We start from the raw sequence: 20,967 nt of genomic DNA, 5'->3' as shown, positions 1-20,967 counted from the left end.
AGCAAATCGAGACATATGGGGAACGCGGGGAGTGGTTTGTCCGATTCTGCTCTCCTGTGGGCCGAGCGGCCTCCCGGCGGTAGCCGGTCCGCGGCTAAGAGTGAACGCATGCGGCCTTCACATCGGCTTGCGGCAGCGCTGCCACGACCTGCGCGACGACCTCACCCGCGACGCCGTGTGCGTCGCCGTCGCGGAGGCATCGGGCGTCGGGCTGCGGGCCCGCACGCGCACCCGCCCGGCAGGGCGCCGAGCCGGGACCCTGCCCTATCCGCATGAGAGGCACCGTTCGGGCCGGTCGGGCCGCGCGTGCGCGGCGGGGGCGATGATCCGCGACAATGGGGGTGTGAGTCTTTACCGTGACGAGGGAGTCGTCCTCCGCACCCAGAAGCTGGGCGAGGCCGACCGCATCGTCACGCTGCTGACCCGGCGCACCGGGCTGGTCCGCGCAGTCGGCAAGGGGGTGCGCCGCACCAAGTCGCGGTTCGGCGCCCGGCTGGAGCCCTTCAGCCACGTCGACGTGCAGCTCTACACCGGCCGCACGCTCGACGTCATCACCCAGGCCGAGACCGTGCGCGCCTACGGGGAGGCGGTCGTGGGCGACTACTCGCGCTACACCGCGGCCACCGCCATGCTGGAGACCGCCGAGAAGATCGTGGCGGTCGAGAAGGACCCGGCGCTGCGCCAGTTCCTGCTGCTCATCGGCGCGCTGCGTACTCTCGGCGAGGGCACCCACGACTCCCGTATGGTGCTGGACGCCTATCTGCTGCGCTCACTGGCGGTGGCCGGGTACGCGCCGGCTCTGCAGGAGTGCGCCCGATGCGGCACCCGCGGGGAGCACCGCTCCTTCGCCGTGCACGCCGGAGGGTCGGTGTGCTCGGTGTGCCGCCCCCACGGCGCCACCCATCCCGCTGCACAGACCCTCCGGCTGATGCTGGCGCTGCTCGGCGGCGACTGGCCCGCGGCCGACGCCAGCGAGGAGCGCCACCGCAACGAGTGCAGCGGGCTGGTGGCCGCCTACCTCCAGTGGCACCTGGAGAACGGAATCCGATCGCTGCGTCTTGTGGAGCGCTCTTGAGCCTGTTCAACACCTCTTCCACCGCCCGGTCCTACCGGCCGCCCAACCCGCATCCCAGCGGGGCGCGGCCGCCGCGGCTGCCCAAGGAGTTGGTCCCGCGCCACGTGGCGATCGTCATGGACGGCAACGGGCGCTGGGCCAAGGACCGCGGCCTGGCCCGCACGGAGGGCCACCGCGCGGGGGAGAGCTCGCTGTTCGACGTGGTCGAGGGCGCTTTGGAGCTGGGCGTGGACTGCGTTTCGGCCTACGCCTTCTCCACCGAGAACTGGAAGCGATCGCCGGACGAGGTGCGCTTCCTCATGGGCTTCAACCGCGAGGTGATCCGCCGCCGCCGCGACGAGCTGCACGCCATGGGCGTGCGGGTCCGCTGGGCCGGGCGGCGCGGGCGGCTGTGGAAGAGCGTCATCTCCGAGCTGGAGGACGCCGAGGAGACGACCAAGGACAACACCGCGCTGACCCTGCAGTTCTGCGTCAACTACGGCGGCCGCGCCGAGATCGCCGACGCCGCGGCGGCAATCGCCCGCAAGGCCGCGGCCGGACGGATCAACCCCGACCGGATCTCCGAGTCCACGCTGGCCGAGCACCTGGACGAGCCGGATCTGCCCGACGTCGACCTGTTCCTGCGCTCCTCGGGCGAGCAGCGCACGTCCAACTTCCTGCTATGGCAGTCGGCCTATGCCGAGATGGTGTTCCTGGACACCTTGTGGCCCGACTTCGACCGGCGGCACCTCTGGCACGCCTGCGAGATCTACGCCAGCCGCGACCGCCGCTACGGCGGAGCCGTGCCCAACCCGGTCGAACCCGGCCCCGCCAACGGCGCTCGGGACGGGCGCGATGCCGGGGAGGCGCAGTGAACCCCCTCGACTGGGACCGCCGCCCGCTGAACCTCGTGGCTCTGGGCGACAGCTTCACCGAAGGGGTGGGTGACCCCTATCCGCCCGCGGAGCCAGGCGCCCCGGTCCGGTACCGCGGCTGGGCCGACCGCTTCGCCGAGCACCTGGCCGCGCACGTGCCGGAGCTGCGCTACGCCAACCTGGCGGTGCGCGGCAAGCTGATGCGCCAGATCGTCGAGGACCAGCTCGCCCGCGCCGTCGGGCTGGCCCCCGATCTGGTCACCCTCTCCGCGGGCGGCAACGACCTGCTGCGGCCCGGCGGCGACCCCGACCGGCTCGCGCGCGTGCTGGAGCGCGCGGTGCGGCGGCTGCGCGGCACCGGCGCCGACGTCGTGCTGTTCACCGGAATCAACTTCAGCGCCGGGTTCATGCGCCTGCGCATCGGCACGTTCGCCCGCTACTACCTGAATATCCGCGCCATCGCCGACCGCCACGGCTGCCACCTGGTGGACCAGTGGTCGATGGACTCGCTGACCGACCGCCGCGCCTGGGACGCCGACCGGCTGCACATGTCGCCCGAGGGCCACCGCCGACTGGCGGCCAAGGTGGCAGAGACCGTGGGCCTGCCCGTGGAGCGCGGCGACGACGCGTGGCCGCCTGCGCCGCCGCCGGACCGCCGCGCCGCGCGCCGCGCCGATGCGCGGTGGGCCCGCGAGCACCTCGTGCCGTGGGTGGGGCGGCGGCTGACGGGGCGCTCCTCCGGCGACGGCGTCACCGCCAAGCGCCCCGAGCTGGAGCCCTTCGCCGCCGAGGGCGGCGCCGGGGCCCGCCACGGCGCCGGAGGCGGCCGCGAGAGGACCGACCGCGCGGGATAGCGGCCTCGCATCAGGTCCGAAAGGCGGCGTGAGAGTCGTTACAGATGCCGCACACCCCCGAACCTACTGTCGCGTAACCCGAGGTCGGCGATGCATCATCGAACACCATGAGCGGGTTTTCGAACGGGCGCGGCATCGTCTCCTACGTCGCGCTGGGCGACAGTTTCACCGAGGGTCTGGACGACCCGCACCTCGGGCCTGAGGGAACCGGCGAGGTGCGCTACCGCGGCTGGGCCGACCGGCTCGCCGAGTACCTCGCCGCCACCTGCGGCGAGGTCCGCTACGCCAACCTCGCCGTACGCGGCAGGCTCATCCGGCAGATCGCCGAGCACCAGGTCCCGCGCGCCGCCGAGCTGCGCCCGGACGTGGTGACCCTGTGCGCCGGGGGCAACGACATCATCCGCCCCGGCGCCGATCCCGACCTGACCGCGCGCATCTTCGAGGCCGCCGTCCGCCGTCTGGCCGCCACCGGCGCCCGCGTCGTCGTCTTCACCGGCATGGACACCGCGTTCCAACCGGTCATGCGCCACCTGCGCGGCAAGATCGCCACCTACAACATGCACCTGCGCGCGATCGCCGACGACTACGGCTGCGACGTGGTCGACCTGTGGAGCATGCGGGTGCTGCAGGACCACCGCGCCTGGAGCGGGGACCGGCTGCACTTCTCGCCCGAGGGCCACCGCCGCATCGCGCTGCGGGTCTGCGAGATCCTCGACGCCTGCCCGCCCGAGGACTGGCGCGCCCCCTGGCCCGCCGAGGACCCCCGCCCGTGGCGGGCTGCCCGCCGGGAGGACCTGCTGTGGGCTCGGGAGTACCTCGTGCCCTGGATCGGGCGACGGCTCACCGGGCGCTCGTCCGGCGACGGGCGTGCGGCCAAACGGCCCGTGCTGGAGCCGCTTCAGTCGGCGCGGCGAGGAGGCTGACGCCTGTACCGCACCCCCGCCCGGGGGTGCGGCACGGGCTGCGCCGCGCCCGGCCGCCGACGGTCAGTCGGCGGCGGCGCACGCCGCACAGGTGCCGAACACCTCGACGGTGTGCGTGATGTCGGTGAAGCCGTGCTGCGCGCCCACCGTGTCGGCCCAGCGCTCCACCTGCGGCCCCTCGACCTCGACCGCCTTGCCGCAGCTGCGGCAGACCAGATGGTGGTGGTGGGTGTCGGTGATGCAGGCGCGGTAGACGGCCTCGCCGTCGTCGGTGCGCAGGACGTCGATCTCGCCGGAGTCGCTCAGTGCCTGCAGCGCCCGGTAGACGGTGGTCAGGCCGATCTTCGAGCCCTCGGAGCGCAGGTCCGCATAGAGGTCCTGGGCGCTGCGGAACCCGGTGCTCTCGTTGAGGGCCTGGCGTACGGTCTCGCGTCGTGTGCTCATGGTGCTACGCCCCCCTGCTCGGTCTGGGGCATCGTACCGGGATCGGGCGCGCCCTCGCCGCCGCGGGTGCGGCGGGCGGAGCCCCGTACGCCGCGCACCAGGTAGCCGACCGCCACGGCCGCGGTGAAGACGGCCAGGGTCAGCAGGACGATCGCCGCTCCCGGTGCCACATCGGCATAGTAGGCCGTGGAGAGCCCGCCCAGGGCCGAGGCGACTCCGATGGCCACGGCCAGCGCCAAGGTGATCCGGAAGCTGCGGCTGAGCTGCTGGGCGGCGGCCACCGGAACCACCATCAGCGCGCTGACCAGCAGCACACCCACCACCCGCATGGACAGCACGACGGTCAGGGCGGCCGTGACGGCGACGATCAGGCTCAGCAGGCGCACCGGCAGCCCGTGGGCCCGGGCGACCTCCTCGTCCTGGCAGAGCACGAACAGCTCGCGGCCGAAATAGCCCACGGTGCCCAGCACCAGCGCCGCCAGCACGGCGACCATCACGATGTCGCCGCTGCTGACCGTGCTGACGGAGCCGAACAGGTAGGAGGTCAGCGTGGCGGTGGTGGTGCCCGGCGCCAGCCCGATCAGCAGCACGCCGCCGGCGATGCCGCCGTAGAACAGCAGCGCCAGGGCGATGTCGCCGCTGGTGCGCGCGCGTACCCGCACCAGCTCGATCAGCACGGCGCCTAGCGCGGAGACGATCGCCGCCGTTGCCACCGGCGAGGTGCTGGTGAGGAAGCCCAGCGCGACGCCGGTCAGCGCCACGTGCCCGATGCCGTCGCCCAGCAGCGCCAGCCGCCGCTGCACGAGGAACGTGCCGATGACCGGCGCGACCATGCCCACCAGCACGGCGGCAAGGAGCGCGCGCCGCATGAAGTCGAGCTGGAGCATCTCAGCCACGGCGCGGAACCTCGATGTCGGGCAGCGCCGCCGCGGCGTGCTCGGCGTCGGCGTGCGGGTGGACGTGGTCGTGGCCGGGCCGCGCGCAGTCGCCCTCGGGCCGGGGCGGTGCGCCGTCGTGGGCCACGTGCCCGCCGGAGAGGACCACGCTGCGCCCGATCAGCGGCTCCAGCGGGCCCGGCTCGTGCAGGACGAGGACGACGGTGGCGCCCTGCGCAGCCAGGCGCGTGACCGTACGGGCGAGCGCGCGCTGACTGGCGGCGTCGACGCCGGCCATAGGTTCGTCCATGAAGAAGGTGTCGGGCCGTGCGGCCAGTGCGCGGGCGATCAGCACCCGCTGCTGCTGGCCGCCGGAGAGCTCGTGCACGGAGTCGCGGGAGCGGTCGGCGAGGTCGACCGCCTCCAGCGCTTCGTCGACCGCCGCCCGCTCGTCGGGACCGGCGCGGTGCAGCCTGCGCCGCCGGGCCACCTGCCCGGAGGTCACGACCTCGCGCACCGTGGCGGGAACGCCGCCGCCTGCCGAGAGCCGCTGGGGGACGTAGCCGATCCGGCCCCAGTCGCGGAAGCCGCGCAGTGGTGCTCCGTGCAGTTCGACCCGGCCGGCCGAGAGCGGGACCAGTCCAAGCATCGCGCGCATCAGAGTGGACTTGCCCGAGCCGTTGGGGCCCAGGATCGCCAGGGTCTGGCCGGCGGGGACCTCCAGGTTCACCCCGTCGAGGACGGTCGCTCGGTCGTAGGCGACGGCGGCGTCGACCACGCGGACCGCCGGGGCGGGGCCGTCGGACGCGCGGCTGTGCGCGGTCGTACCGGTGGCAAGTGTGGACACCGTCCAAGTATGGAGGAAAACGAAAACGGTTGTCAAAATGGTGCGGTTGCCACCGGAGCCGCGGCGGCGCACCGTTGGCGGGCCGCCCCCGCGGGGCGGGGCCCGGAAGCGGCGCGCTCTCAGAACAGGCCGCTCTGCAGCAGCCCCAGCCCGAGGAGCACCGCGACGGCGGCCACCCGCATGATCCGCTCGCCGCCGCGCAGGCGGGGCCACGTCAGGAAGGCCAGCCAGCCGAAGAACGCCGCGAGCAGGACCAGCAGCACGGCGCCGGCCAGGCCCGCCAGGACCAGGCCCGCGATGAGGACGACGCCCATCACCGCCGGCAGCAGCAGGCGCGGCGCGTTGTGCAGCCACACCAGAGGAACGGCGCTGCGCCGTTCGATCTCGCGCCGGAGCCGGGAGGCGCCCGGCGTGTAGAACGTGTCGCCGGCGGGCAGCGGCCGCGGCGCACCGGTCGCGCCCTGATCGGAGGGGCGGCCCGATGCCGGCTTCCTGCGCTTGGCTGCCACGGTCTCCACGGCCTCCTCGGCCCATCGGGTCCGCGCCCCGACGGGGCTGCTGCTGACCGCAAAAGCATAGATCGTGCGGCGCCCCTCCGGCAGGCCGGCGCGGTCCTCCGTGCCGCCCTGCGGCCCCGGGCCGGCGCGGCGCGGATGTGCGGTGCCGCGGCAGGGCGTTGCGGCGGCGGCACCCGGGCCGCGTTATCCTGATCGTCGACGTGGAGGCGCCTGCCGCCCAGCGGCGCGACTCCCGGGTCCGCGTCGCACACGTCCGTGCCGGGGCGAAGGGGTCCGTGCCTTCTCAGCGAAATCCAAGCCGCCGGCGGTATACACGGTCGATCGTGGCCTAGGCGGCGCGGATCTCGGGGCCCGCGGATTCGTCCGGGCCCGCCGGCTTCCGCGGTCCAGGGCATCAGGCGGGGAAGCGGGGGGACCGGTGCGCGACCGCAGGGGCCCCCTCGGCGCTGTGAGGTGGCCGGAAGCCGCTGAACGGCGGTCGTTTCGGAGGTTTACCGATCACTTACGCTCGGTGACCTAGGTTGGCCCCCGTCCCCGCCGCCGTCCGATCCACGTGCTCCGCAGCAGAAACGTCGGGAGATAGTTTTTCCGTGCCGAAGTTCAGCGTGATCGTGACCTTCGACGTCACCGAGCCGCATCTGCAGGACAGCCTCGACTCGCTGGCGCGCCAGGACCAGAGCCGCGACGACGTCGAGGTCGTCCTCGTGCCGGTGGTGCCCTGGACCGGTGCTGCCGGCGGCGCTGAGCCCGGTCGCGAGGACACCGGTCGGCTGCCCTCCGCCGCGGGCGACGACGTCGACGCCGACGACGACCCCGACGCCGACGACGGCGCGGACCCCGGCGACGAGCACCTGCAGGAGGCCTCGTCGGAGGAGGAGGGCGACGAGGCGGTCGACACCGCGCGCGCCGAAGGGCTGGCCACGGCCCGCGATTTCGCCGCCGCACCGCCCAAGGGCCTGTCTGTGCCGCCCGTGCACGAGCCCGCCGAGTCCCACCGCGCCGCCCGGAACGCGGGCGCGGCCGCGTCCACGGGCGAGTACCTCGTGTTCCTGCCCGGCGGGGACAAGCTGAGCAGCTACGCGGTCTCCTACCTGGGCACCGCGCTGGAGGAGTCCGGCTCCGACCTCGCCACCGGCGACATCTACAGGTTCAACGAGCTGGGCAGCCGGCCCTCCGCGGCCCACCGGAGCGTGTTCGCCAAGACGCGCACCGGCGTGGACGTGCACGCGCTGCACCCGCTGCTCTCCGACCGCCGCCACGGCAACAAGATGTGGCGGCGCGGTTTCTGGGACCGCCTGCCCGCAGGCGGCCTCGCCCCCGCACCCGGCTCTGGGCACGACCCCGACCACGACACCGACCTGGACGTGGTGCGAGCCCTGTTCGCGGCCGACGCCGTCGACGTGCTCGCCGCGCCGGTCTACCTGCTTCGCGACCGATCCGCCGGCGACGACCTGAGCACGGAGGCCGCCGTCTCCCGGCGTCTCACCGCGCTCACCGCGCTGTCGAGCGCGCTCACCGGTCCCGACCGCGACCTGTGGGACTCCCGCGCGCTGCGCGGTGACCTTCGCTCCGTCCTGCTGCGCCAGGACGCCGTCGACGACGACACGCGCCGGCGGTTCCTCGATCTCGCCAACGCCTACCTCGGCGCCGTCTCGCGCGGCGTCCTGGACGGCCTCGCCCCCCTCCACCGGCTCAACTGGTTCCTGGTGCGCAAGCGCCAGGAGGACCGCCTGCTGGAGGCGATCACCTTCCAGAAGAGCGTGGAGCTGAAGAAGGCGCCGGTCCTCCGCCGCGGCCTGCACTACTACATGCGCTATCCCTTCTTCGAGGACTCCGCGGCCGGCGTTCCGCGCGAGGTCTACCGCGCCGACTCCGAGCTCCGGGTCCGGCAGAAGACCGAGTCCGTCGAGTGGCGCGGCGGGCGGCTGGTGGTATCCGGCCGCGTCGGTGTCGTCCACCTGCGCGCGGCCCGCCGCTGGCAGCAGCAGCTCTTCGCGTTCGCGGTCAACACCGGGACCGGACGGCGCATCCCCGTCGCCGTCAAGGTGCGCCGCGCCGCCGAGTACCGCCTGCCGGACGTGCCCTCGGCCGCCCGCCACGACTACGGCGGCTTCGAGATCAGCCTCGATCCGGCCCGGCTGCGCAGCTCCGGGCGATGGCAGGCGGCCGACTGGCAGCTGGAGCTGGTGGTGGTCAACCGCGGCCTGGTGCGCCGCCGGATCGTGGGCAACCCCGTCAGCGGCCCGCCCGAGCGCCCGCCCTACCACCGGGTCGACGAGGACGTGTGGATCCGCCCGACCTGGAGCAGCGGGCGCAAGCTGACCGTCGCGGTCGCGCCGGTGCAGGCCCGCCTGACCGACCACCGCCTCAGTGACACGGGCGTGCGGCCCGAACTGGTACTGGAAGGCGACTTCGTCGGCCCGCCCGCGGCCGAGGCGGACCGGCTGCGGCTGACCCGCAAACCGGGCACCGCGCAGCTGGAGTACCCCCTGGAGGTCGACGGCGCACGCTACTGTGCGCGGGTTCCGGTGGACGAACTGGTCGACAACGCGGTGGACGAGGGCGCCCGGAGGCTGCGCCAGGAGCTCTGGCAGGCCGACCTGGTCTCGCCGGACGGCCGCACCGCCTCGGTGGCGGTGCCCGAGGAGGTCCAGTCCGCCGCCTACGCGGCTGTGGACGGCTACCACGAGGTCGCCGTCCAGCGCACGACCAGCGGCTACCTGCGGCTGCGCGGGGGGTGGGCGCACCCTGTGGTGCGCGATGTGTCCTGGTCGGGGCGCAACCTGGTGCTGGAGGGCCACTACTCCGCCCGGTCCCGCGCCGAGCTGGTTTTCCAGGCGCTGGGCCGCGACGAGGAGCACCCCGTGGAGCTGACACGCGACGGCTCCTTCTTCAGCGCCAGGTTCACTCCGGCCGACATCTCCACGCTCTCGGGCACCCTGCCCCTGTCCGCCGGCAGCTACCAGTTGCGTGCGCGGGTGCGCCGCGACGACGGCCCGGTGACCGACATCGGCGCGGAGGTCGACGCCGAGCTGCTGCGCCGCCTGCCGCTGCGCATGGAGACCCCCGAACGCACCTTCGACTTCGAGGACACCGGCAGCGAGCGGCCCATGCTGCGCGTCAGCAGCGATCTGCGCCCCGAAGAGAAGGGCGACTTCGCCCAGCGGCGGCTGCGCGAGACCGTCTATCCGGCGCTGCGCAGCGAGCCCGTGCAGCCCGGTGTCCTCTTCGACAGCTACACCGGCCGGCAGTTCTCCGACAGCCCGCACAGCATCTACGCCGAGCTGCGCTCCCGCGGTTCCTGGGCCGACCACCCGATGTCGTGGCTGGTCAAGGACGGCCAGGTGAACCTACCGGAGGACCTGTCACCGGTGCGCCACAACGGGCGCGACTTCTACGAGGCGCTGGCCCGCACCTCCTACCTGGTGGCCAACTCCCGCCAGCCGGCGTGGTTCACCCGCCGCCCCGGCCAGGTCGTCGTGCAGACCTGGCACGGCTCGATGCTCAAGCGCATCGGCTTCGACATCGAGAACATCCGCGGAAAGTCCCGCGACTACCACGAGAAGCTGGCCTGGGAGACCCGGCAGTGGGACTACCTGGTCTCGCCGAGCCCGTGGGCGACCCCCATCCTGCGCCGCGCCTTCCGCTTCGAGGGCGAGATCCTGGAGACCGGCTACCCGCGCAACGACATCTTCTTCTCGCCCCGGCGCGACGAGATCGCCGAGCGCACGCGGCGCCGACTCGGCCTGCCCGAGGGCAAGAAGGTCGTGCTCTACGCGCCCACCTGGCGCGACGACAAGTACTACACCCGCGGAAAGCACAAGCTCGACCTGCACCTGGACCTGCAGCGGATGTACGAGAAACTCGGCGACGACCACGTGCTGCTGGTGCGTCGCCATCCGCGGGTCGTCGACAGCGTGCCGATCGCGGGGCGCGACTTCGTCTACGACGTGTCGCTCTACCCGGAGATCATGGAGCTGTTCCTGATCACCGACGTCCTCGTCACCGACTACTCGTCGATGATGTTCGACTTCGCCAACACGGGCCGTCCGATGCTGTTCTTCACCTACGACATCGAGAGCTACCGCGACAACCTGCGCGGTTTCTACTTCGACTTCGAGGAGACGGCGCCCGGCCCGCTGCTGCGCCACTCCGACGACGTCATCGGGGCGCTGCTGGACGTCGACGAGGTCGCCGACCGGTACGCCGGCACCTACAAGGCGTTCACCGACCGCTTCTGCCCCCTGGACGACGGCAACGCGGCGGCCCGGGTGGTGGACCGGGTCTTCGGCGAGGGCTGAGTCGGGCAGGTGCCGGCCGGCACCCGAGCCGGGTCCGGCCGGCACCCGAGCCGGGTCCGGCGGGCGCCCGCGGGGCGGGCACCCCCACCCGGCTGGGACGGCTCTGGACACGTTCGCGCGTCTCCTGAAGGGTGAGAGTATGGGCCGGTGATCGTGGTTACCCGCTACACCGTGCCCGAGGGCGAGCAGGACGCGTTCCTCGCCGGCGCCGAGGCCGCCGTCGAGGCGATGGCCCGCCGGCCGGGCTTCCGCGGATCGCGCATCGGCCGCGCCGCGGACGATCCGATGCTGTGGACGGTGGTCACCGAGTGGGACGGCCCCGGCGCCTACCGGCGGGCCCTGTCGAACTTCGACGTGCGCGTGGCCGCGGTCCCGCTCCTGTCCGGGGCCCTCAACGAGCCCAGCGCCTTCGAGGTCGTCGCGCGCCGCGACAACGGGGGCGCCGAAGCCGCGGGCGGAGCCGGAGCCACGTCCGGATAGTGCCGGAACGGGGCGCGGGCCGCACAGCGGCCGAAACCGGGCACCGGGAGGCACCGGTCGCAGCAGAGTCGTTTCGGTGCGTATCGTCTTCGGTGCACGGCCGCCCGTTCCAGTCCCTTAAGCTGGGCACTTACCGCAGGTACATCGCGTTGTGCGATCCGCCGACCGCCAGCCGGATGGAGAATCGAGAAAGCTTATGGCCGCCAAGTCAGAGGCGATGGACGCACTTGTCAACCTCGCCAAGCGCCGGGGCCTGGTCTACCCCTCCAGCGAGATCTACGGGGGTCTGCGTGCCTCGTGGGACTACGGCCCTCTGGGCGTGGAGCTGAAGAGCAACGTCAAGCGCCAGTGGTGGCGCGCCATGGTCCAGGAGCGCGAGGAGATCGTCGGTCTGGACTCCAGCGTCATCCTGTCCCGCGAGGTGTGGGAGGCCTCCGGCCACGTCAACGCCTTCGTCGACCCGCTCACCGAGTGCCAGTCCTGCCACAAGCGCTTCCGCCCCGACCACCTCGTCGAGGCCTACGAGGAGAAGCACGGCCACGCGCCCGAGAACGGCCTGGACGACCTCGCCTGCCCCAACTGCGGCGCGAAGAAGTCGTTCACCGAGCCGCGCATGTTCAATGCCATGCTGCGCACCTACCTCGGCGCCGTGCAGGACGACGAGTCGGGCCTGGCGTTCCTGCGGCCCGAGACCGCCCAAGGCATCTTCATCAACTACCTGAACGTGCAGCAGAGCGCGCGCAAGAAGATCCCCTTCGGCATCGGCCAGATCGGCAAGTCGTTCCGCAACGAGATCACGCCCGGCAACTTCATCTTCCGCACCCGCGAGTTCGAGCAGATGGAGATGGAGTTCTTCGTCCGCCCCGGCAACGACGAGGAATGGCACCAGTACTGGATCGACAACCGCATGCAGTGGTACTCCGACCTCGGCATCTCCAAGGAGAACCTGCGGCTCTACGAGCACCCGCAGGAGAAGCTGTCGCACTACTCCAAGCGCACCGTCGACATCGAGTACCGGTTCAACTTCACCGGTTCGGAGTGGGGCGAGCTGGAGGGCATCGCCAACCGCACCGACTTCGACCTCACCACGCACTCGCGGGCCTCGGGCGTCGACCTCTCCTACTTCGACCAGGAGTCCGACGAGCGCTACGTTCCCTACGTGATCGAGCCCGCGGCCGGTGTGGACCGCGCGGTGCTGACGTTCATGCTCGACGCCTACAACGTCGACGAGGCTCCCAACTCCAAGGGCAAGATGGAGAAGCGCGCCGTGATGCGGCTGGACCCGCGCCTGTCGCCGGTCAAGGCGGCCGTGCTGCCGCTGTCGCGCAATACCGACCTCTCGCCCAAGGCCCGCGACCTCGCGGCCGCGCTGCGCAAGCGGTGGAACGTGGAGTTCGACGACGCGGGCGCGATCGGCCGCCGATACCGCCGCCAGGACGAGATCGGTACCCCGTTCTGCGTCACCGTCGACTTCGACACCCTGGAGGACAACGCGGTCACCGTGCGGGAGCGCGACACGATGTCCCAGGAGCGCGTCTCGCTGGACCAGGTCGAGATGTACCTGGTGGAGCGCCTGCCCGGCTGCTGAGGTCTGCGAGGGGCCGCGTTCGAGCGGATCCGTCGCGGCAGGCGGCGGAGAGGGCCGCAGGACACGAAAGAGGCGACCGGACCCGGGGGGATGTGGTATCCGGTCGCCTCGATCGTTCTGCCGGGTGCACACACCCGGCCGAACCGGCTCTCACGCTATCGGCGCGGCCGCCGCGCGTCCCGGGCTGTCGCCCGCTCGCGTTCACCTGTAAGCGAATCGTGACCGGCCGGTCGATGTGCGCGGTCGGCCGGATCAGCCGGCCGTGTAGACGACGAACGAGACGGCGATGTACTGGCAGACGTAGGCGGCCACGGTCAGCGAGTGGAAGACCTCGTGGAACCCGAACCAGCGCGGGGCGGGGTCGGGGCGCTTGAGCCCGTAGACGACGGCGCCCGCACTGTAGAGCAGCCCGCCGACCAGCACCAGGATCCAGGCCGCCGGATGGGTCCCGCTGATCAGCTGGGGGATGAACAGCACGGCGACCCAGCCGATCGCCAGGTACAGCGCGGTGGACAGCCAGCGCGGCGCGTTCAGCCAGAACACCTTGAACACCACGCCGGCCAGCGCGCCGGTCCAGATGAGCGCGAGCATGGCGGCGCGCAGGCCGCCGTCGAGCACCAGGACGACGAACGGCGTGTAGGTGCCGGCGATGATCAGGTAGATGTTGGCGTGGTCCATCCGGCGCAGTACGGCCATCGGCCGGTGGGACCAGCGGCCGACGTGGTAGACGGCCGAGGTGGCGAACAGCAGCACGGCCGCGGCGGAGTAGACGGCCGATGCGGCGCGGGCCGCCGCGGTGGGCGCCAGGCACACGAGCACGATCCCGGCGGCGAGGGCCAGCGGGGCGGTGCCCAGGTGCAGCCAGCCGCGCAGCCGCGGCTTGACCGCCTCGACCAGGTCGGCGGCGATCCCCAGGGCTCCCTCGTGCTGCTGGTTCGAAGAAGGCGGATCCGGGCGTGTCACCGCATCCTTCCTCGCGTGCGAGCGCACACCTGAACCTCCGTCCTCCTGTGTGCCTTGGCGGTGCCCGGGGAGGGGACCGGCGGGCCCCGCTCGGCGTGCCGCGATGAAGGCGATGCCTTCGGCGATTCTACCTACGGAAGCGTAGGTTACCGAACAGTAGAAGCGTGTGGCTCTGCGCACAGGGGCGCGTCGGCGGCCGGGGCCTGCGTCGGCCGGCCGCCAGCGCACCGGGAGGGCTCAGGTGTGGGCGCGCGCGGCTCCGGTGGAGCGGACGCCGGGGATGGCGTTGCCGCGGAACGCCTCGACGAACAGCGCGCGGTCCGTGCGGGCCTGCTCGGCGTAGTGGCGGGCGAACTCCGTGTTCCAGGCGACGAACTCCTCCTCGTGCCCGTCGAGCGCCTCGAGGATGGCCTCCTCGGTCTGGAAGGCCACAAGCGACTGGTCGGAGTCGCGATCGGACACGCAGTGCGCCTTGGCCGTTGCGCGGCCCAGGTAAGCCAGCACCGATGCGATCTCGTCCGGCTCGGTCAGGTCGCTCCAGTCGAGGTCGTCGACGTAGGGGGAGAGTTCGGAGACCACGAAGCCGACACCGTTGTAGGTGGTGTGGCCGAGCAGCGGGTCGGCGTGCGCCTGCAGCGCGCGCTGGGATACGGCGGTGCGGTGTCCGTGGTGCAGGAAGTACCGGTTGATGTCGGGGTCGGTGACCACCCGGGCGGGCGCGGCCACGTTGCCCTGCTTCATCGACAGCACGATGTCGTTGTCCAGAGCCTCGCTGAAGCCCTCGATGAGCACGTTGTAGGCGGGCAGTCCGGCGCTGCCGATGCCGAACCCGGCCTTGCCCACGACGTCCTTGACCCGGTAGGCGATGGAGTCGTAGCGCTTGTCGTCGGGGATCGTCGCGCGGTAGGCGTCGAACGCCGCGCACACGGCGTCGCGCTCCTCGGCGCCCAGCCGCCGCACGCCCGGCCCGTCGCGGAACCGGCGGTCGTAGTCCTCCACCCGCGTCATGGAGTCCAGCAGCGTCACGCGGCTGTTCAGCCGGCTGCGCTGGAGTACTCCGCGGATCGGGCCGTCGGTGCTGTCCAGGCGCAGGGAGAAGGCCTCGTCCCCGCTGTGCTCGGCGAACCGGCGCACCTGGTCGACGTAGGCGCGCACGTAGGTCGCCACCAGCGCGTCGATGTCCTCGTCGGAGAACGCCTTGCGCCAGCTCAGCAGCGCGACGCTGGCCACGAACCGCCGGACGTCCCAGGTGTAGTGGCCCAGGTAGGCCTCGTCGAAGTCGTTGACGTCGAAGATGAGGGCGCCCTGGGCGTTCATGTAGGTGCCGAAGTTCTCGGCGTGCAGGTCGCCTTGGATCCACACCCGAGAGGTGCGCTCGTCGGCCCACGGGTCCTCGAGTCCGGCGACGTCGGCGTAGAACAGGCAGGCGCTGCCGCGGTAGAAGGCGAAGGGATCCGCGGCCATCTTTCGGAACTTCGTCCGGAAGGCGCCGGGGTCGGCCTCCATCATCTCGGAGAAGGCGTCGACGAGGGTGGCGATGATGCGTTCCTGGCGCTCGGCGTCGGAGCGGGTTGGCATTGGTTCGCTTGTTTCGGACATGTCGACATCCTCGCAGTGGTGGGCGCCGCCGCGCAGCCGCCCGGGCCCGGCGTCCCGTGCGACGCCCCGAGGGCAGTGGACCACTGGGGCGGCACGTCGCTCGGCGCCCCTCGGATCCCACGGCCACCACCGGCACCACCCGCCTCCACCTGCGCCGCCGCGCCCTGCAGCCCCCGTTCCGCCCCACTCGTCGGACGGGCAGGCGATGCGAAACGTCCAGACCATTGGTATAGGCCTGTTGGAAGGATTCTGCCTGCGAAAACAGTGGTACTAGGGTGGGGTGAGAGATCGTAACGCGTCAGCTGGGTAGAGTCGCGCGCATTCCAGGACGAGCGGCCGATTCAGGTCCTTCCGACAGCAGGGAGCCACCGTGCCCAAGTACGTTTACGAGTTCGCCGAGGGCAGCAAGGACCTCAAGGAACTGCTCGGCGGCAAGGGCGCCAACCTCGCCGAGATGACCAACCTCGGCCTGCCTGTGCCCCCGGGGTTCACGATCACCACCGAGGCCTGCCGGTACTTCCTCGCCAACGGCGCCATGCCCGACGGCCTCGACGCCGAGGTCGGCGCCAAGCTGAGCGCGCTGGAGCGCGAGATGGGCAAGCGGCTCGGCCAGCCCGACGACCCGCTGCTGGTCAGCGTTCGCTCGGGCGCCAAGTTCTCCATGCCGGGGATGATGGAGACCGTCCTCAACATCGGCCTGAACGACGACTCGGTGCACGGCCTGGCGGCCCAGTCCGGCGACGAGCGCTTCGCCTGGGATTCCTACCGCCGGCTCATCCAGATGTTCGGCAAGACCGTCCAGGGCATCGGCGGCGAACTGTTCGACGACGCCTTCGAGGAGGTCAAGCGGCAGAAGGGCGTCGTCGGCGATCTCGACCTGGACGCTGCCGACCACCGCAAGCTCGTCGAGGTCTTCAAGGGCATCGTCGCCGAGCACACCGGCCGGGAGTTCCCCGCCGACCCCCGCGAGCAGATGGACCTCGCGGTCCGGGCGGTCTTCGGCTCGTGGAACGCCCCTCGCGCCGTCCTCTACCGGCGCCAGGAGCGCATCCCGGTGGACCTGGGCACCGCGGTCAACGTCTGCGCCATGGTGTTCGGCAACCTGGGCATGGACTCCGGCACCGGCGTAGCCTTCACCCGCGACCCCGCCTCGGGCCGCCAGGGCGTCTACGGCGACTACCTGCAGAACGCCCAGGGCGAGGACGTGGTGGCCGGCATCCGCAACACGGTGCCGCTGGCCGACCTGGAGGGCATCGACGGCCGCAGCTACGCCGAGCTCCTGGCGATCATGGAGACGCTGGAGAACCACTACCGCGACCTGTGCGACATCGAGTTCACCATCGAGCGCGGCAAGCTGTGGATGCTGCAGACCCGCGTCGGCAAGCGCACCGCCGCCGCGGCGTTCCGCATCGCCGACCAGCTCATCGACCAGGGCATGATCACGCTGGACGAGGCCGTCTCCCGCGTCACCGGCGACCAGCTCGCCCAGCTGATGTTCCCCCGCTTCGCCGACGACGTCGAGGGCCACCTGCTGGGCTCCGGCATGAACGCCTCTCCCGGCGCCGCGGTGGGCAAGGCCGTCTTCGACTCCTACACGGCCATCAAGTGGGCGCGCAGCGGCGAGGACGTCATCCTGTGCCGGCGCGAGACCAACCCCGACGACCTGGAGGGCATGCTCTCGGCGTCGGGCATCCTCACCAGCCGCGGCGGCAAGACCTCCCACGCCGCCGTCGTCGCGCGCGGCATGGGCAAGACGTGCGTCTGCGGCGCCGAGGAGCTGGGCATCGACACGAAGAACCGCCGCCTCACCGCTCCCGGCGGCGAGGTCGTCGAAGAGGGCGACGTCGTCTCCATCGACGGCACCAGCGGCCGGGTCTACCTCGGGGAGGTGCCGGTGGTCGCCTCGCCCGTCGTGCGCTACTTCGAGGGCGAGATCGACCCCGCCTCGGACGAGGCCGACGACCTCGTCCGCGCCGTCGACCGCATCATGCACTACGTTGACGCCGCGCGCCGCCTGCGCGTGCGCGCCAACGCCGACAACGCCGAGGACGCCGCCCGCGCCCGCCGCATGGGCGCCGAAGGCGTCGGGCTGTGCCGCACCGAGCACATGTTCCTCGGCGACCGCCGCCAGCTCGTCGAGCGGCTCATCCTCGCCGACACCGAGGCCGAGCAGCAGGAGGCCCTCGACCGGTTGCTGCCCCTGCAGCGCGACGACTTCGCCGAGGCGTTCGAGGCCATGGACGGCCTTCCGGTGACCGTGCGGCTGCTGGACCCGCCGCTGCACGAGTTCCTGCCCGACATCACCGAGCTGTCGGTGCGCGTGGCGGTCGCCGAGTCGCGCGGCGAGAGCCACGAGAACGACCTGCGGCTGCTGCAGGCCGTGCACAAGCTGCACGAGCAGAACCCGATGCTGGGCCTGCGCGGCGTACGCCTGGGCCTGGTCGTACCCGGCCTGTTCACCATGCAGGTGCGCGCCATCGCCCGGGCCGCAGCGCAGCTGCTCGCCGAGGGCCGCCGCCCCCGCCCCGAGATCATGATCCCGCTGGTGGGCACCGTCCAGGAGCTGGAGATCATCCGCGACGAGTCCAACCGCGTGCTGCGCGAGGTCGGCGAGGAGTACGGCGTCGAACTGGACTTCCCGGTCGGCACCATGATCGAGTTGCCGCGCGCCGCGCTGACGGCCGGGCAGATCGCGGAGAGCGCCGAGTTCTTCTCGTTCGGCACCAACGACCTCACGCAGACCGTGTGGGGCTTCTCCCGCGACGACGTGGAGGCGTCGTTCTTCTCCGCCTACCTGGAGAAGGGCGTCTTCGGCGTGTCCCCGTTCGAGTCGCTGGACGTCGAGGGCGTCGGGCGCCTGATCGAGATCGCGACCGCCGAGGGCCGCGCCGCCCGGCCCGGGATCAAGCTGGGCATCTGCGGCGAGCACGGCGGCGACCCCGACTCGGTGCACTTCTTCCACCGCGCGGGACTGGACTACGTCTCCTGCTCGCCGTTCCGCGTGCCCGTGGCCCGGCTGGAGGCCGGGCGCGCCGCGGCGCGCGGCTGAGCCGCCGCCCGCTCGGGGCGGGGTGCGCGACTCGCGACCGCGCACCCCGGCCGAGCTTCCGCCACGCGGCCGCCGAGCCGCTCGGAAAGGTCGCGGGGTCGGTTATCGTCGGGCTTGTCCGAGGAGCGCGACCGGGGGTGGCTGGTGCCAGGAGCGGGGGAGGGCCGCGGCGACGCCGCTTCGACGCGGGATTCGGCGGGCGACGGGACCGAGGCCACCCGGGTGTTCACCCGGTCGGCATCCGGTGTACCACAGGACGGTGCCGAGGACACCCGGCGGTTCCCGCGGGGGGACCGCTCCGCCGACGCCGAGCCGCGCGTCTCAGGCGGCCCCGACACCGCCGACGCCGATGACGCCTACGGGCCGCAGAGCGCGGACGCGACACAGGTCATCCGCCGTTCCGGCGGGCCGTCCGGCGACGGCACCGACCGGCCGGACGGGCCGGACGGCCCCTGGGGCCGGGGCCCGCGCGGCGACGCTCCCGCACCGCGCCCGCGCCGCCGGCGCCGCGTCCGGCTGCGCTGGATCGTGGCCCTGGTCCTGCTGCTCGTCCTGGCGGCGCCGCCCGCCACCTGGGTGTGGGTCTGGTACACCGCGCGGGCCGACGAGCGCCCCGCATCGGACGCGATCCTGGTTCTGGGAGCCAGCCAGTACAACGGCCGCCCCTCGCCCATCTTCGAGGCACGGCTGGCCCACGCCGAGAACCTCTACCGCGCGGGCGTCGCTCCCGCCGTCGTCACGGTCGGCGGCAACCAGCCCGGCGACAACTACACCGAGGGCGGGTCAGGGCGCGACTGGCTGGTCGAACAGGGCGTGCCCGCCGCCGACGTCGTCGCCGTCGAGGAGGGCGACGACACGCTCAAGAGCATCGAGGCGGTCTCCGAAGTCTTCGAGAACCGCGACTGGTCCAGCGTGGTGATCGTCACCGACCCCTGGCACAGCCTGCGCTCCCGAGAGATGGCCGGCGACCACGGCATGGAGGCCGCCACCTCGCCGTCGCGCTCCGGCCCGGCCGTGATCGAGCGCGAGACCCAGCTGTGGTACATCACCCGCGAGACGGCCTCGCTCTGGTACTACTGGATCTTCGGCGACAGCAGCGACATCGAGGTCGACGCCGCCTGACCGCCGCCCGGTCGCCGTACGGACTGCGCGCGCGTCCCGGGCCGGGCGCCGCGGTACGACTCCGGCGGACCGGACCGGCGCACGGTGCGTTGCGCGCCTTCGTCGGCGCCGTTGCGTAGAGTCGACCGTGACCATGGCAGCGAGCGACGAGACCCCACCGCGCGGCTATAGCGGCCGCGACCGGCGGCGCTGGGCTCCCGAACCCGACAAGAGCCGCGCGCGCGGCCCGTTCGAGCGCGACCGGGCGCGCGTGCTGCACAGCTTCGCGCTGCGCCGGTTGGCCGCCAAGACCCAGGTGGTCCAGCCCGGCGCCAGCGACTTCCCGCGCACCCGGCTGACCCACTCCCTGGAGTGCGCCCAGATCGGCCGCGAGCTCGGCGGGGCCCTGGGCTGCGACCCCGACCTGGTGGAGGCCGCCTGCCTGGCGCACGACCTCGGGCACCCGCCCTTCGGCCACAACGGCGAGAAGGCGCTGGACGCGGCCGCGGCGCCCTGCGGCGGGTTCGAGGGCAACGCGCAGAGCCTGCGCCTGCTCACCCGGCTGGAGGGCAAGGTCGTCGTCGATGGGGCGCCCTTCGCCGGCGGAGGGCTCTCGTCGGGCACCGAGCAGCAGGACAGCGCCGGACTCAACCTCACCCGGGCGACACTGGACGCCACGCTGAAATACCCGTGGCCGCGGGGCGGCGGCGACGGCCGCAAGTTCAACTGCTACCCAGACGACCGCGCGGTCTTCGACTGGATCCGCGAGGGTGCGTCCGCCGCCGGGCCGAACGGCCGGCCGCGACTGTGCTTCGAGGCGCAGGTGATGGACTGGGCGGACGACGTCGCCTACTCCGTGCACGACCTGGAGGACGCGCTCTACTCCGGGATGATCCGGCTGCCCGCGCTGCACAGCCGGGCCGAGCGCGCCGACGTGAGCGCGGTGGCCGCCTCCCTCTACGCCGACGCCGGGGCGGCCGAGCTGGAGGAGGTCTTCGCCGATCTGATGGCCGAGCCCTTCTGGCCCAAGGACTTCTCCGGCGACCTCGCCTCGCTGGCGGCGTTGAAGAACCTCACCAGCGAGCTGATCGGCCGGCTGTGCCGCTCCGCCGAACAGGCCACCCGCACGGCCTGCGGTCCCGGGCCCGTCACCCGCTACGCCGCCGACCTCGCCGTCCCGCGCCGCGGTCTGCTGGAATGCGCCCTGCTGAAGGCGCTGACCGCCCACTACGTGATGGCGCGCTCCGAGGCGGTGGCCTACCAGGCGCGCGAGCGCGAGATCGTCGCCGAACTCGTCGAAGCCGTCCAGCGCGGCGCCCCCGCCACCCTGGACGGCCCCTTCCGCGCCGTATGGGAGCGCGCCACGGACCACACCGTCGCGCTCCGCGTGGTCGTCGACCAGGTCGCCTCCCTCACCGACACCTCCGCCCGCGCCTGGCACATGCGCCTCGCACGTTGAGCCCCGAAGCGCTGCGAGGGGCGGTCGCCCCCGCAGC

At 72.4% G+C, this 20,967-nt stretch carries 16 protein-coding genes; 10 read left to right on the top strand and 6 right to left on the bottom strand.

Going from position 1 to position 20,967, the window contains the following annotated elements; translation table 11 throughout:
• The first annotated feature begins 343 nt into the window (after positions 1-343).
• The 4 genes from recO (at position 344) to RM446_RS08215 (ending at position 3,706) form a co-directional block, all read left to right on the top strand.
• Entirely contained in the window at positions 344-1,075 is a 732-nt protein-coding gene (gene recO, locus RM446_RS08230) for a DNA repair protein RecO (protein ID WP_311544578.1), read from the top strand.
• Entirely contained in the window at positions 1,072-1,929 is an 858-nt protein-coding gene (locus RM446_RS08225; RefSeq protein ID WP_311544577.1) for an isoprenyl transferase, read from the top strand. Before recO ends, RM446_RS08225 begins: the two co-directional genes overlap by 4 nt.
• Complete coding sequence (locus tag RM446_RS08220; protein ID WP_311544576.1) at positions 1,926-2,783, top strand: SGNH/GDSL hydrolase family protein; 858 nt, start codon at positions 1,926-1,928, stop codon at positions 2,781-2,783. The genes RM446_RS08225 and RM446_RS08220 overlap by 4 nt, the downstream gene beginning before the upstream one ends.
• 107 nt (positions 2,784-2,890) lie before the next feature.
• Positions 2,891-3,706 carry an SGNH/GDSL hydrolase family protein gene (locus tag RM446_RS08215; RefSeq protein ID WP_311544575.1) on the top strand — a complete coding sequence of 272 codons (816 nt, stop codon included), beginning with the start codon at positions 2,891-2,893 and terminating at the stop codon, positions 3,704-3,706.
• Between the two features lie 63 nt (positions 3,707-3,769).
• On the opposite strand, the gene RM446_RS08210 is transcribed toward RM446_RS08215, so the two are convergent.
• From RM446_RS08210 to RM446_RS08195, 4 genes are all read right to left on the bottom strand, one after another.
• The gene (locus tag RM446_RS08210) at positions 3,770-4,150 is read right to left on the bottom strand and encodes a Fur family transcriptional regulator (protein ID WP_311544574.1); all 381 of its coding nucleotides are present in this window, start codon (positions 4,148-4,150) and stop codon (positions 3,770-3,772) included.
• Positions 4,147-5,046, bottom strand: a complete 900-nt coding sequence (locus tag RM446_RS08205; RefSeq protein WP_311544573.1) for a metal ABC transporter permease — start codon at positions 5,044-5,046, stop codon at positions 4,147-4,149. Before RM446_RS08205 ends, RM446_RS08210 begins: the two co-directional genes overlap by 4 nt.
• Entirely contained in the window at positions 5,039-5,872 is an 834-nt protein-coding gene (locus RM446_RS08200; protein WP_311544572.1) for a metal ABC transporter ATP-binding protein, read from the bottom strand. Before RM446_RS08200 ends, RM446_RS08205 begins: the two co-directional genes overlap by 8 nt.
• 119 nt (positions 5,873-5,991) lie before the next feature.
• The gene (locus RM446_RS08195) at positions 5,992-6,390 is read right to left on the bottom strand and encodes a DUF6703 family protein (RefSeq protein WP_398694710.1); all 399 of its coding nucleotides are present in this window, start codon (positions 6,388-6,390) and stop codon (positions 5,992-5,994) included.
• A 590-nt stretch (positions 6,391-6,980) separates the two neighbouring features.
• Between RM446_RS08195 and RM446_RS08190 the strand changes: the two genes are divergently transcribed.
• The 3 genes from RM446_RS08190 to RM446_RS08180 all read left to right on the top strand — a co-directional run bounded on the left by RM446_RS08190 (position 6,981) and on the right by RM446_RS08180 (position 12,759).
• Positions 6,981-10,691 (top strand): CDP-glycerol glycerophosphotransferase family protein, encoded by a 3,711-nt coding sequence (locus tag RM446_RS08190; protein ID WP_311544571.1) that lies wholly within the window; start codon positions 6,981-6,983, stop codon positions 10,689-10,691.
• Positions 10,692-10,838: 147 nt separating this feature from the next.
• The gene (locus RM446_RS08185; protein ID WP_311544570.1) at positions 10,839-11,171 is read left to right on the top strand and encodes an antibiotic biosynthesis monooxygenase family protein; all 333 of its coding nucleotides are present in this window, start codon (positions 10,839-10,841) and stop codon (positions 11,169-11,171) included.
• A gap of 196 nt (positions 11,172-11,367) precedes the next feature.
• Positions 11,368-12,759, top strand: a complete 1,392-nt coding sequence (locus tag RM446_RS08180) for a glycine--tRNA ligase (protein WP_311544569.1) — start codon at positions 11,368-11,370, stop codon at positions 12,757-12,759.
• Positions 12,760-13,011: 252 nt separating this feature from the next.
• Here the strand turns inward: RM446_RS08180 and trhA are convergent, their stop codons facing one another.
• Positions 13,012-13,722, bottom strand: a complete 711-nt coding sequence (trhA, locus tag RM446_RS08175; protein ID WP_311544568.1) for a PAQR family membrane homeostasis protein TrhA — start codon at positions 13,720-13,722, stop codon at positions 13,012-13,014.
• Positions 13,723-13,959: 237 nt separating this feature from the next.
• Positions 13,960-15,300, bottom strand: coding sequence for a DUF2252 domain-containing protein (locus tag RM446_RS08170; RefSeq protein ID WP_311544567.1), 1,341 nt, complete (start codon positions 15,298-15,300; stop codon positions 13,960-13,962).
• 391 nt (positions 15,301-15,691) lie between these two features.
• On the opposite strand from RM446_RS08170, the gene ppdK reads away from it, so the two are divergent.
• The 3 genes from ppdK to RM446_RS08155 all read left to right on the top strand — a co-directional run bounded on the left by ppdK (position 15,692) and on the right by RM446_RS08155 (position 20,930).
• A complete protein-coding gene (gene ppdK / locus RM446_RS08165; RefSeq protein ID WP_311544566.1) occupies positions 15,692-18,370 on the top strand; it encodes a pyruvate, phosphate dikinase in 2,679 nt (892 codons plus the stop codon).
• Positions 18,371-18,484: 114 nt separating this feature from the next.
• Complete coding sequence (locus RM446_RS08160) at positions 18,485-19,492, top strand: YdcF family protein (protein WP_311544565.1); 1,008 nt, start codon at positions 18,485-18,487, stop codon at positions 19,490-19,492.
• 133 nt (positions 19,493-19,625) lie between these two features.
• On the top strand, positions 19,626-20,930 hold the full coding sequence (locus RM446_RS08155; protein ID WP_311544564.1) for a deoxyguanosinetriphosphate triphosphohydrolase: 1,305 nt from the start codon (positions 19,626-19,628) through the stop codon (positions 20,928-20,930).
• Positions 20,931-20,967: the final 37 nt, after the last annotated feature.

The organism is Streptomonospora wellingtoniae (assembly GCF_031845375.1).
In the GTDB taxonomy this organism is placed as follows: Bacteria; Actinomycetota; Actinomycetes; order Streptosporangiales; family Streptosporangiaceae; genus Streptomonospora; species Streptomonospora wellingtoniae.
This window is presented reverse-complemented; position numbering and strand designations above follow the sequence as displayed.

Bases quoted from the DNA above. Each gene is read 5' to 3' on its own strand.
- RM446_RS08215 (WP_311544575.1), top strand. From the start codon at position 2,891: ATGAGCGGGTTTTCGAACGGGCGCGGCATCGTCTCCTACGTCGCGCTG.
- RM446_RS08210 (WP_311544574.1), bottom strand. From the start codon at position 4,150: ATGAGCACACGACGCGAGACCGTACGCCAGGCCCTCAACGAGAGCACC.
- RM446_RS08180 (WP_311544569.1), top strand. From the start codon at position 11,368: ATGGCCGCCAAGTCAGAGGCGATGGACGCACTTGTCAACCTCGCCAAG.
- RM446_RS08170 (WP_311544567.1), bottom strand. From the start codon at position 15,300: ATGCCAACCCGCTCCGACGCCGAGCGCCAGGAACGCATCATCGCCACC.
- RM446_RS08155 (WP_311544564.1), top strand. From the start codon at position 19,626: ATGGCAGCGAGCGACGAGACCCCACCGCGCGGCTATAGCGGCCGCGAC.